The following is a 12,359-nucleotide window of genomic DNA, read 5'->3' as shown; positions in this document are numbered from 1 at the left end:
GGTCGGAACCCGGGCAAGCGGAAGGTGAGGAGCGGTCTGCCGCTGAAGCAGATGGCCGAGGCTGTTCGCGCCGTCCAGGACCAGCGTGGCGCCGAGGTGCTGCTCCGCGCGCTGACTCCGCGAACACCACCACCGATTACCCAGACCATCGCCGCGGGCGCCCAGGCGATGCTGGACGAACTCAACAACCAGCCCACCATCAACCTCGGTGCCCTGACCGCGAACACCGATCAGGGCGAACAGCCCCAGGCGCCGGGAGAAACACCCCAGGAGTCGGCCGGGTCAGGCGCCGAGTTCGACCAGTATCGGTTCAGGTATGAGCGGAAGAGTGGCGATCGGTGGGGCTGGGAAATTCTGGCGGAATTAATTCCGCGGTTCAATGAATTGACGATTCGGAGAGTTTGGGTGGAGTGGGATGGTGGAGAATGGCAGGCTGGATGAAGATCTTCTGGTCGCGATCGAAATAATGGAGCACGCTATATGGGGAATGTTTGTCCGGGTGGTCGACTATGGCACAATAGGGGTTGTGGACGCTCTGCACGTGACGGACGAGAGGCCATTTCAGCCGGTAGACGACTACCGCCCATCGGCCATCTTGCTCAGGCGGTAGTGCTCAGGTACACGCCATCGGGGCAGCTTCGGCTCAGTATGCTGGAGTCGGACTTTCCTGGGCGTCGTTGAGTGTAAGCTTGACGGCAGATATCGAAGCCCAGGGACGGGCTGTGAATTGTAACTCTCTCAATTCGGTGGCCTGGTCATGGCGGCAGAGTGGCGATCATTAGGTGAGGTCGAAATGTGGAATCATTTAAGTTTGTGTCGTTGTCGTTGTCGTTGAACTGAACTCGGCTGCCTTTGGTTGCGGTGTCGGTGCGGTTAGCTTGACCGATGTGTTACTCGGCCAAGCTTATGTTGAAGTGGCTGTGTCGATGTGACCGTTGCCGCGATCGAGCGCGCTGCGGAGATGGCGATCTGGATTGCTCTCGGCAACTCGGAGGACAGGGGCGTCTCCTGCCCCCGAGGGTGGCAGGTGAGTTGCCCACGCAGACCAATGAACGTGGTGTGCGCGCGGTCGAGTTGTGTCAACGGATGCCATCCCTTCGGGTGGTTTGTGGGAGCCACTGCCTGTCAGCCTGGGCGTCCGCCGTGGGGGATGGTGGGGTTCTTCTGGGTGAATCGGGGGGTGCGGGCGTGGTTCCCCCTGCTGGTCGTCACCCAAGATGGAGCGGGGCGCTGGGAATCGACGCGGCGACGGTGGGGGTGCGGGATCGCTCGATGGCTGGCCGGGGGAGGTGGCGGGTGAGCGGCGGGTGGACCCGGTCGAGGGTGGTCGAGGTGTGTTCCGCGCTGGGTGTGCGGGACGTTCCGGTTCCGGTGTGGGCGGTGGCGGCGATCACCGGGTTGCCGGAGGGCGAGGCGGTGGGGTTGGCCGATCCGGCTGGCGACCGTGGGCAGCGGCGTTTCCTGGCCCGGCTCGTGTCGGCTGCCGGGGTTGAGGTGGGGCGCGAGGACGACGACGCGGGTGCGCTGCTTGAGCACCGGGGGCTGCTGCTGGCGGGGGTGCGGGCGGGGCGGGAGCACGGCCTGCACGCGCTGGCGTGCGAACTGGCGCGGCGGCTGTGGTCGAGCACCGCGGAGCGCTCGGTCCTTCAGGACGACTCGGGGTGGCGGCGGGATCTCGCCTCGACGGGGGAGGCCGCCGCGTTGGCGTGGGAGAACGCGGTGGCGTTGGCGGGGCTGGTGGAGCGGTCGGCGGCCGTGGCCACCGGGGTCGACGACCTGGACACCGCGCAGCGGCAGTGGGTGCGCGCGGTGGCGCTGTGGCGGGCGTGCCGGGACGAGGCGCGGATGGTGGCGGCGATGGAGTCGCTGATCGACCTGTATGTGCGGTGGGGCAGGCTGCACCGCGCGCTGGACGTGGCGTTCGAGATGCTGGGCGAGCACCGCGGGCGCGCGCGCGACCTCGACGTGGCGCGCACCCTGGCGCGGCTCGGCGAGCTGATGGCGCGCGGGGGGCGGACGGCGTCGGCGATCGACTACCTGGGGCAGGCGGAGCAGGCGTACACGCGGTTGGCTCCGCCGCGCCCGGTCGAGCACGCCCGCGTGCTGGTGCGGTTGGGCCGGGCCCGCTGGGTGGACGGCGCTGCGGCGGGCGCCCGCCGTGACTTCCATCGTGCGCTGGCGTTGGCTGTCGACGCCGACGACGAGTTCGCTGAGCGGGTGCGGGTCCTGCTGCGCGCGGACGGGGACCTGCCCGACGAGGACTGACGCGCTGGCTGGCTCGGGGTGTTCGGTCGAGCGCGCGTGGTGGGCCGGGTTCGCTGGGTGGATGCCGCTGAGCAGTGGTCCCCAACGAGGACTGACGCGTGGGCTGCCCGCGGTGTTCGATCGAGCGCGTGGTGGGGCGGGTTCGCTGGGTAGATGGCGCTGAGCGGTGGGGCCCGCCCGACGAGGGCTGCCCCCCGGGGTCAGGGCTAGCGGGCTCCCGAGGTGATGGCGGCGTCCGAGTCCGGGGCCAGGGCCTCGCCGGGGGTGAGGTGGCGTAGGACAGCCTCGCAGACGAATGCCCGGCCGTAGGTCTTGTCGTCCAGTGGGGTGATCACCTTGGCGGTCATCAGCCGGTTGGTGATGTCGTGCGCCTTCGAGATGGAGATGCCGTAGCGGTCGGCGATGGCTCCGGGGTTGGTCACGGGGCTGTCGATCAGGCCCGCGGTGACGTCGCGGATGACGCCGGTGCAGCGTTTCGGCAGCGTCTGGACCAGGTGTTTGCGCAGGTCCTCCAGGGTTTTGATCAGCCGGACCTCGGCCTCGCAGACGGTGATGATCGCCTCGCCGATGAACACCAGCCACGGCTCGATGTCGCCGGTGTCGGCGATGCGGCGGATGTGCGACCAGTACTCGGCGCTGCGGCTGTCGATCACCTCCGAGATGGGCAGCAGGTGGTCGCGCACCAGCCCGGCTCTGGCGAGCTGCATCGCGATGAACAGCCGCGCGATGTGCCCGTTGCCGAAGCCGAACGGCCGCAGCACCTCCAACTGGTACAGCGCCAGCGCCATCCGCCCGACGATCTGCAGGTAGTCGTCCTCGGCTGCCCAGGTCACCAGCTGCTCCAGGCCCGCCCGCGCCGCCGCGCCCGGGGGCGTGGCGACCAGCACCTCGCCGACGCTGGCCGCGCCGATCGCGGTGTGCTCGGTGCGCCACACCCGCTCCGGGGCGTGGCCCTCGCCAGCGAAGGCGGCTGCCACGGTCTGCAGCAGCGCGACGTCGATCGGAACCCCTTGGCGCAGCGCGGTGAACGCGACGTCGCTGGCGCGCAGGTAGCGGTCGATCCCGGGTTCGAGGTCGCTGCGCCTGCGCACGCCGGGCAGTTGGGAGGCCAGCACCTCCCGCAGCGCCGAGGGCACCCCGTCCACCGCGGCCGACCGGTGCGCCTCCCGCACCTGCGTGAGCCGGACCAGCGTCGTGGAGTGCGACAGCCGCAGCGCCGCCTCGTCCAGCCTCCCCAACTTCTCCTGCGCGTCGGCCAGCACCCGGACCGAGCGCGGTGACAAGACCACATTCGTCCGCAACGGGTACGGGGTGAATGCGCCCTCGCGCCGCAACTCGACCGGGATTCGGTCCGACTCCGCCACCGGAGTCCACAGCCCGGGCATTGCGGGCCTGGAGTGATTCATAGCCGGAATCCTGATGGACACAAAACGATTTCCACAACACGGGAAGTCCGGCCGAACATGATCATTGTCGAGGTCCGTCCACCGGCCCGTCCCACCCCCTGTGTGCCTGTCGGATCGCCTGGCCTGGGTGTGGAAATCCCAGGTCGAGGGCGTGCAACGGCGACCGCGCGCGGGCGGGTGGGCACACTGCCGCCAGGGTCCCGACCCCCTACCGCGGTGGGCCGTCATAAACAGGAGCGATCAGCGGCCCCGGCGGATGCAAAGACCCCGAACTCATACCCGATCCGGTGAATCTCGGTGAACTCCAGCACTATCTCGCGACCATTGCCGACAGCACGATGCAATATGCCGCCGACATAGCGGCGCGCCGACAAGGGAATACCGCCGCGCGCGGCGTTGACGCGCGCCCGCGCCTGCGAGGAAGATCAGGTCGGCGGGGCCAGGACGCGTGGGGCGTAGCGTGGGCCCTCGATCACGGGGCGCACGGGGACGGGGCGGACATGGAGATACCCAGCGCACGGGGACATGGTGGGCAGCCGAGCGTGCACAACGTCGTGTCCGGTGCGGGCGGGAACGTCGTGCAGGTCAACTCGCTCACCGGCGACGTGAACATCATGTCGGGCGCCGGTAAGGCGGTGCCGAAACAGTTGCCCGCGTCCCCGTGGCCGTTCGTGAACCGGAGGAAGGAACTGGCCGACCTCGACGCGCGGCTGATCGCGCGCGGCACGGACGCGGCCTGGCTCGGCGTGGTCAGCGGGCTCGGGGGAGTCGGTAAGACCGCGACTGTCCTGCGCTGGGCCAACGCTGTCGCAAGCCAGTTTCCGGACGGTCAGCTGTATGTGGATTACGCTGCCTTGCGCACAGAGTCGGGCACCGCCGTCGGCGACGCGCTGGCCGACTGCCTGCGCGGTCTCGGCGTCCAGGATGACCACATCCCTGGGTCTTCATCTGGTCGTCTTGGGCTGTTCCGCACGAAGATCGCAGGTCGCCGGTGTCTGATCGTCCTGGATGATGTGACCGAGCCCGCTCAAGTCCTGCCCTTCCTGCCGAACGCGCCAGGAAGCGCCGTCGTTGTGACCAGTAACGACCGGTTGGTCGATCTGCAGTTGAACGGCGCGGACCCGATCATGCTCCAGCCACTGCGCCCGGACGACGGAGTGCGGATGCTCCAAGAGCTGTGTGGTGAGCAGCGGGTGCTCGCCGAGCGGGAAACGGCTCGTGAACTGGTCCGGTTGTGCGCCGGGCTTCCGATTGCGCTCCGGGTTGCGTCCGCGCGGCTAGTGGCCAGCCCCCGACTGCGGATCGGGGACTTAGTGAGCGAGCTAGCGGACGAGAGCCGCAGACTGCATGGTTTCGCGAGGCGAGGTGAGCGACTGGTGTCCGCGGTGTTCGACAACGTCTACCGGAATCTTCCCGGGGAAGCGGCCATGGTCTACCGCCGCCTCGGGTGCGTGCCCTGCCTCGATATCACCTGGGACGTCGCTGAGATCGCCGCCATGGGCGTCGGGGGCGTCGACGACGCGGTGCAGCGGCTCATCGAGGCCAACCTGCTCAACGAGGTCGAGGGAGACCGCCTCCGCTTCCATGACCTGGTGCGCCTGCACGCCCGCGAATGCGCGGCGCGAGACGAGCCCGCCGAAGTGGAGGCGAGCATCGTCCGCGCGGTGGCGGGGCACTACCTTCCCCGCGCGGTGTTCGCCGACCTGGCCACGATGAATCCCAACCGCCTCCGGATAGCCGACCCGACAGCGCTTACCGAGGGACTGACAGACCCGTTTAACGGCAGCTCGGTAAAGGCCGCGAAGTGGCAGGTGCGGGAGCGCGCGAACCTGCTGCACGTGCTGCGCGCCGTCGCCGACCGGGGCTGGCACGAGACGGCCTGGCAGCTCGCCGAGGCGCTGGTGCCGCTCTATCTCAACCAGCGCTACCTGGCCGACTGGGTCGAGTCGAGCGAACTCGGCGCGGTCGCCGCCCGGCTGGCGAGCAACCCCGCCGCGGAGGCGCGGCTGCGCAGCCTGGTCTCCCGTGCGTACACCGACCTCGGTGAGCTGACACGCGCGAAGGAGGAGCTGCACACGGCCAAGGAACTGGCCCACGAGTCCGGGAACCTGGTTCTGGTCGCGTCGGTGTGGGAGTTCACTGGCCGCTACCTCGACAAGGTGAACCCGGCCGGGGCTGTCGACGCCTACCGACAGGCGATCGAGGTCAACACCGCCGCGAAAGAGTGGCGCGGCGTCGCGCTGGTGACCTACTTCCTTGGCCGCGCGCTCCATGCTTCAGGCGACCACGCCGGGGCGCTGCCGCTGCTGACCGAGGCGCACGAGACCCTGACCGGGATGGGCGATCAGCGGATGGCGGCTCGGGCACTGCTCAGCCTCGGCGTGGCACGGGCGAAAGCAGGCGAGACCGAAGCGGCGCGGGACGCGCTCGGGGCGGCCGCTGACGTGCTTGAGCAGCGTGGGGCCGTCATTTACGAGGCTGAGGCCAGGCAGGCGCTGGCAGGCGTCTTGGAGCGGACCGGTGACCTCGACGGGGCGCGGGCGCAGCTTCGCCGGGTGCTGGAGATCCACGAGAAGGGCGGGGCCGACGTCACCGACCTCGTGGCCAGGCTGGCGCGGCTCAGCCCCGGCGCACCGTGACCACGGACTCGGTCGCGCCCATGCGCACGGTGAGCGGGCCTTCGGGGTCCTCTCCCGCGACCAAGAGCGTGTAGAGGGCCGATCCGACGGCGGCGGGGTCCGCCTCGGCGCCGTCGGCGAGCAGTTTGCCGCCGCCCCGTAGCGCTACCGCGCACCCGGTAAGCGTGGGGCCTGCGGTGAGACGGCTGAACGGATAGCGGGCCAGGGTCTCCGCGAGCCACGGCAGGTCTACCGGGCCGTGAGAGGCGACGATTACCGCCGCGTCGTTGAACAGCCGCACGTTGCGTTCACCGAGGCCGACGGCGAGGTGCCGCGACTCGTCGGGATGCGGTGCCGCGCGGTAGGCGCGCACGGCGGCGGGGAACCGGTCCAGGGTGACTGTGCGCGGCGCGGTAAGCCTTCCCGCGACCTGGTAAGACGACACCGGCGTGACATCAGGCCGTGGCTCGGGCATCGCCAGGGTGGGCGGCTCGTGCGCGGGTTCGGGCAATCCGATGCGCTGGTAGCACAGCCGCCGCAGCAGGCAGGCCGCCTCGCCCGGGCGCGCGAACAGGCGCTCCGCCAGCCCGGACGGCGGGAGGTGGGTCGCGATCAGCTTGTCCAGTTGCGGGCGCAGTGGCTCGCCGTGGTCGAGCGCGGGCGCGGTCCGGCCGAGTTCGGCCAGCGGCGTGCCGGGCACGACCTCGCCCGCGCCGAACGCGCCGAGCACCAGCGGCTTGCCGATGGCGGCCGCGTAGAGGCTGACCGAGCCGTGGTCGCCGATGACCGCGTCGGCGGCGACAAGAGTGCCGTGCCAGCCCGCGGTCGGGTCGATGAGAAGCAGTCCGGCGCGCAGGGCGGGGTCGAGGATTCGGCGCACCTCCGCCGCGCCGTGCTGGGTCCACACATTGGGGTGGACCACGGCGGCGACCCGGTAGTCGTCGGCGGGCAGTTCGCCGAGCAGACGTTCGAGCAGGTGCTCCTGGCCGCTGACCAGCGACTGCCCGCGCCAGGTCGAACTCGCGAGCACCAGTCGCTGGTGGTCGGCGACGCCGAGTGCGCGGCGGTACCGGTCGCGGTGCGGCAGGGACGCTAAGAGGCCGTCGTAGCTGGTGTCGCCGCCCAGCACGGTCAGTCCTACCGTCGCCTGGGAAACAGCGGCCAGTTGCGACTCTTGGTCGGGATGGGTCACCAGGAGGCTCACCCGCCCCCGGCGCAGCACCTCCGGCGTGACCAAGCCGGACAGCCGGTCTTCCGGACCGTCCGCGTCGGGCACGATCTTGTGGAAGCCGATCCCATGGGGAACCACGATGAGCGGAACATAGCCCGCGTGCGGGACGTTGACCTTCTCGCTCGCGGTGATCACGAGATCGCAGTCCATGGTGCGCGCTGTCTTCCAGGGCTCCACGCGCGCGGGCAGCGACCGAAGGTGCTCCGCGACGCCGAGCGAGAACTCCGAGCCCGGGTCCACGGTGAACACCACGCGCACCCGGGGGTCGCCCGCGAACACGGAGAGGGCTTCCAGGAGGCGGATCGCGGAGGTCATGGTGCGCGCTACCGCGAGGACAGTGCGCTTCCAGCGAAACGTGTCCCAGCGCGCGCTGTCCGTCGGCACGTTAGCCACAGTGATCGCCTCCGCGGGCGGTCCGCGCATTCCGGCTTCCGGCTTCCGGCTTCCGGCTTCCGGCTTCCGGCTTCCGGCTTCCGGCTTCCGGCTTCCGGCTTCCGGCTTCCGGGCGATTCTTTCAATCTTAGGGCAAGCACGAGGGGAAACCGGGGCGTAGACACGACGGCCGAGCATAGTGCGTGTCGCCGGTTCTCCTGTTCTGTGTGACCTTGGGTAGTGATCTCGGTACGGTGGGCTGGATGGGCCAGGGCGTGGGGAGGCCGGGTGAGCGGTGACGAGTCCGCCGTGCGGAACGTGGTCGGCGGGAACGCCGAGATCATCGTGCAGGCGGGGCAGGTGACCGGGGGCGTGCACTTCCACGGCCGCCGCCGTGAGCCTGCCCGGCTGGTTCCGCCGCCGACACCGCATTTCACCAACCAGCTCCGGGTGCTGGCCGAGGCGGACGCCGCGGTCACCGCGCAGACGCAGGCCGGGCCGCGGATCCTGGTGTTCAGTGGGCCGCCGGGGGTCGGCAAGCGTGAGGTGGCGCGGTTCTGGCTGCGCAGGCATTCCGACCTGTTCCCGGACGGGCAGTTCCACGCCGACCTCTCCGGCGGGCTGGACGACACCGGCCTGGAGAGCGCCCGGCTGCGGGACTTCCTGCTGGCCGCCGACGTCGACGCCGCGGCCATCCCGGATTCGGCGGAGGGCCGCGCGGCGGCGTTCCGGAGCTGGTCGACGGGCAAGCGGGTCGCGGTGTCGGTCGACAAGGCGATGACGCCGCGGCAGGTGCGGATGCTCTCGCCGGGGCCGGGGCCGTCGGTGATGCTGGTGACCGCGGCGGGGCCGCTGTCCGGGCTCACGGTGCGCGACGCGGTGACGTTCATCGACCTGGCCCCGTTCTCCGACGACGCCGCCCGGGAGCTGCTGGGCCGCATGGTCGGGACCGTGCGCACCGAGGGCGAGCCCGACGCCGTCGAGGCGCTGGTGCGGCTGTGCGCGGGGCTGCCGATCGCGTTGTGCGTGGTCGGGGCGCTGCTGGTCGCGCGGCCGACGCGGAAGATCGCGCGGCTGGTCGCCGAGCTGAGCGACGAGCGGCGCAGGCTGGCGGCGCTGTCCCGGGACGACGACCTGTCGGTCACGGCCGTGTTCAACACCGCTTACCGGCGGCTGTCTCCGGCCGCGCAGCGCTGTTACCGGGCGTTCGGCGTGCACCCCGGCATGGGCGACGTGGGCGTCGATGTCCTGCTGGCCGCGCTGGGGGACGGCGCCGAAGACGCCGTGGACGAGTTGGTGTCGGCGGGTCTGCTGCGGTCGACGGCGGACGAGCGGTACGTCCCGCACGCCCTGGTGCGGCTGCACGCGCACGAGGCCGCCGCGGCGGCCGCGGACGAGAGCGCCGCTGTCGCGGGCCGGATGGTCGAGCACTACCGGCGCACGGCGGTCGCGGCTGGCCACGCCGCGATGCCGTTGCGCGGCTGGCTGACGGCGTTCTTCGGCGAGCACCTGGACGGCACCGACGGCACCGACGGCACAGCCCCCGACGAGCCTGCGGCCTGGCTGGAAGTCGAGCGGACCACGCTGCGCGCGGTGGTCGAGCAGCTCTACGACGACGCGCGCTTCGCCGACGTGTGCCTGCTCGCGGTGGCCCTGTGGCCGCTGCACGAGCGCGGCAAGCACGCCGACGACCTCATCGAGGTCAACACCCGGGCGGTGACCGCGGCGCGCGAACTCGGCCGCGCCGACCTGCTCGCGTTGGCCACGACCCAGCTCGGCTTCGGCTACCTGCACGGCGGCGACAGCGCCCGCGCCCACAAGACCTTCCGCCAGGCGGTCGAGGCCGCCGACGCCGCGGGCGTGGTCGAGTTGCGGGCGACCGCGCTGGAATCGCTCGGCCTCGCCGCGATCGCCGCCGGACGCGAGGACGACGCCGTGGCGTCTCTGCGCGCCAACCTCGCGCTGGCCGAAGAGATCGGCGTGCCGCGCAGGCTCGCGCTGGCGCGGCTGCACCTGGCCAAGGTGACCGGGCCCGACGAGTCGCTGGCCCTGCTCGACGCGGCATTGGCGGGCTTTGTAGGCCTGGAGCCGGTGGACGACTACAACGCGGCCAAGGCGCGGCTGTGGCTGGGCCGCACGCTCACCCGACTGTCCAGGTTCTCCGAGGCGCGGGAAAGCCTCGACGCGGCGCTGGCGGTGATGCGGTCGCACCGCAGGCCGTTCGACCAGGCCCAGGTGCTGGAGGCGATCGGCGACCTCGACCACGCCAGCGGCGACACGGCCGCGGCAACCGACCGCTACCGGGAGTCTCTTGCGATCACGGAGTCATCCGGGTTCGTCGGCGAGGCCCGGCGGGTCCAGGGAAAGGTGTTGGCCCTATCCGCGAGCTGAGTCTTGGCCGCTTACCGTGACGGTGAGAACGCGGGTTCCGAGCGTGAGCGAGACCTCGGTAGGGATCGTGTCGACAGACCGGTTGTCGGTAAGCCAGGCGTGGACGAACGACGCGCACACTCGGCCCGCGTCCCCGGCGCCGGTGAACCGCAGCGTCCGGTCACCCGCGCCCACGACAAGCCAGTCCCCGCCTGCTACCGGACCGGTGGCAAGCAGGGCGCCCGGCAGCGCCGCCAGGACCTCGGCGGCGTCCCGCCCATCGGGGGCCACGACGATCTCGGCCAGGTCGAGGAACCGGCGGTAGGGCTCGTCGGCGTCCACGCTGAGGTGCGTGCCCTCGGGGAGGCTGCCGGTCAGGCGCAGCAGCTCGGCGGGCCGCCGGGTGACGCGGGCGGCCGCGTCGAGCCCGCCGAGCAGGTCCACCCGGACCAGGTGGGCGCCGGGCTCGACCGGCGGCTCAGCGGGCACCGGCACCGTGCGGACCTCGGCGGGGGAGTCGGGCTCGGCGAGCTTGAGCAGCCGGTAGAACTCCGCGCGCAGCAGCGGCATCGCCTGGCCGGGGGCGGAAGTCGTCAGCGCGACCACGGACGCGAACGGCTCCCGGGCCGGGTCGTGCGTCTTGACCACCTCGTCAAGCTGCTCGGTGAGCGGGCGGCCGTGGTCGAGGCAGGGAACGGCGTCGAGCAGCCTGCCCACGGCCGAGTCCGGCGCGACCGTGTCCCGGGGCGCGGTGGCCAGGATGGTCGGCGTGCCGAGAGCGGCGCCGTAGAACGTGACCGAGCCGTGGTCGCCGAGCACGACGTCGGCGGCGACCAACGCCGCCCGCCACCCCTCTTCCGGCGGCAGCAGCGTCACCCCCGCCCGGCGGCACCCCTCCGCCCATCGCCGCACCGCCCACGGCGAATGCCAGTGCCACACGTTCGGGTGCAGCGCCACCACGACCCGCCACTCGTCCAGGCAAGACTCGGCGGCCAGCCGCGCGACCAGATCGGGATGCGCCCCGTAGAGCGACGGCGGCCCCCAGGTGGAGGAGACGACGACCAGCCGCTGCCCCTCGGTTACCCCCAGCGCCCGCCGGTACACCGCGCGCAGCGGCCCGCTGGCCACGATCCGGTCGAAACACGGGTCGCCCGCGACGACGGCCACCTCGGCGGCCTCGGGACAGGACCGGGCCAGCCGCGCCAACTGCTCCGGATGCGACAGCACCAGACTCGACGGAACCAGCTTCCCGTCGACAACCAGCCACTCAGGCGACAGACCAAAGACCGGATTCCCGGATTCCCGGATTCCCGGATTCCCGGATTCCCGGATTCCCGGATTCCCGGATTCCCGGATTCCCGGATTCCCGGATTCCCGGATTCCCGGATTCCCGGATTCCCGGATTCCCGGATTCCCGGATTCCCGGCCTAAGTATTTATTGTATCCCATTCCGTGCGGCAGGATGATCAATGGTGGCGCGAGTCGGTGCAGGTCGCCGCCGTGGCTTGCGGAGATCGCCAGGTCGAACGGCGCCGCGCGGGCGGCCGCCCACGGTACCGGCGTCATTCCCCGGTCAAGGAGAAACCGCTCGGTCCCGGTGGTGAACGCCGACGACTGCGGCACACTGAAGTCGACCTGGATTCTGCTGTCGCGGGCCACCAGGTCGAGCACGTCGAGCAGTCGGGTGGCGGCGGTGACGTTGTGCACCACGGCCAGCACCCGCCGCTCGGTCGGAATGGTGGCCCACGGGGATGGGCCGCTCAGCTGCGAACCCCACCCTCGACGAGGACGGGCTCCGGCATGTCCACTCCTCCACGCTCCGGCGATGTCGGCCGTCACCGTAGCAACGCGGCCCCCGGCCCGAGCCGTGCGCGGGTCAGCGGCGGCGGCGCAGGAGGAGCCACAGGAGGGCGAGCGCGGCGACGACCGGCAGGCCCCAGCGGGCGAGGATCGCCGTCTGGAGGGTGGCCTCCTCGGACATCCTGGACCGCTGGTGCGCGCTGTGTCGGTCCCTTGGCATCGCCGTTCCTCCTGTCGCCGCCGGTGGGGTTTCGTCTCCGGTCGTGCGGATACCCGCATCCGAACGGTAAGACACTT

The 12,359-nt window shown here is 71.0% G+C and carries 8 protein-coding genes; 4 read left to right on the top strand and 4 right to left on the bottom strand.

Going from position 1 to position 12,359, the window contains the following annotated elements:
- Together BLS56_RS29570 and BLS56_RS29560 are read left to right on the top strand one after the other, a co-directional pair.
- Nucleotides 1-441: hypothetical protein (locus tag BLS56_RS29570; protein ID WP_228772039.1), on the top strand; the 441-nt coding region annotated here is incomplete at its 5' end.
- Nucleotides 442-1,296: 855 nt separating this feature from the next.
- Nucleotides 1,297-2,265 carry a hypothetical protein gene (locus tag BLS56_RS29560; protein WP_139191072.1) on the top strand — a complete coding sequence of 323 codons (969 nt, stop codon included), beginning with the start codon at nt 1,297-1,299 and terminating at the stop codon, nt 2,263-2,265.
- Nucleotides 2,266-2,471: 206 nt separating this feature from the next.
- On the opposite strand, the gene BLS56_RS29555 is transcribed toward BLS56_RS29560, so the two are convergent.
- A complete protein-coding gene (locus BLS56_RS29555; RefSeq protein WP_175483111.1) occupies nt 2,472-3,671 on the bottom strand; it encodes a Fic family protein in 1,200 nt (399 codons plus the stop codon).
- Nucleotides 3,672-4,213: 542 nt separating this feature from the next.
- On the opposite strand from BLS56_RS29555, the gene BLS56_RS29550 reads away from it, so the two are divergent.
- Nucleotides 4,214-6,310: an NB-ARC domain-containing protein gene (locus BLS56_RS29550; RefSeq protein WP_175483110.1), complete on the top strand. Its 2,097-nt coding sequence runs from the start codon at nt 4,214-4,216 to the stop codon at nt 6,308-6,310.
- On the opposite strand, the gene BLS56_RS29545 is transcribed toward BLS56_RS29550, so the two are convergent.
- A complete protein-coding gene (locus BLS56_RS29545) occupies nt 6,291-7,904 on the bottom strand; it encodes a UDP-N-acetyl glucosamine 2-epimerase (protein WP_139191070.1) in 1,614 nt (537 codons plus the stop codon). The two genes, BLS56_RS29550 and BLS56_RS29545, sit on opposite strands and share 20 nt — an antisense overlap.
- Before the next feature lie 276 nt (nt 7,905-8,180).
- Between BLS56_RS29545 and BLS56_RS29535 the strand changes: the two genes are divergently transcribed.
- Nucleotides 8,181-10,283, top strand: a complete 2,103-nt coding sequence (locus BLS56_RS29535) for a tetratricopeptide repeat protein (protein ID WP_091457667.1) — start codon at nt 8,181-8,183, stop codon at nt 10,281-10,283.
- On the opposite strand, the gene BLS56_RS29530 is transcribed toward BLS56_RS29535, so the two are convergent.
- Nucleotides 10,269-11,972: a hypothetical protein gene (locus tag BLS56_RS29530; RefSeq protein ID WP_139191069.1), complete on the bottom strand. Its 1,704-nt coding sequence runs from the start codon at nt 11,970-11,972 to the stop codon at nt 10,269-10,271. The genes BLS56_RS29535 and BLS56_RS29530 overlap by 15 nt on opposite strands.
- Nucleotides 11,973-12,138: 166 nt before the next feature.
- Entirely contained in the window at nt 12,139-12,282 is a 144-nt protein-coding gene (locus BLS56_RS31865) for a hypothetical protein (RefSeq protein ID WP_175483109.1), read from the bottom strand.
- Between the last annotated feature and the right edge of the window lie 77 nt (nt 12,283-12,359).

The organism is Actinokineospora iranica (genome assembly GCF_900101685.1).
Lineage (GTDB): Bacteria > Actinomycetota > Actinomycetes > Mycobacteriales > Pseudonocardiaceae > Actinokineospora > Actinokineospora iranica.
The sequence above is the reverse complement of the archived record's forward strand: the minus strand, read 5'-3'. Positions and strand labels throughout refer to the sequence as shown.

Excerpts from the sequence above, each read along its gene's own strand:
- BLS56_RS29555 (WP_175483111.1), bottom strand. The coding sequence starts at position 3,671 with ATGAATCACTCCAGGCCCGCAATGCCCGGGCTGTGGACTCCGGTGGCG.
- BLS56_RS31865 (WP_175483109.1), bottom strand. The coding sequence starts at position 12,282 with ATGCCAAGGGACCGACACAGCGCGCACCAGCGGTCCAGGATGTCCGAG.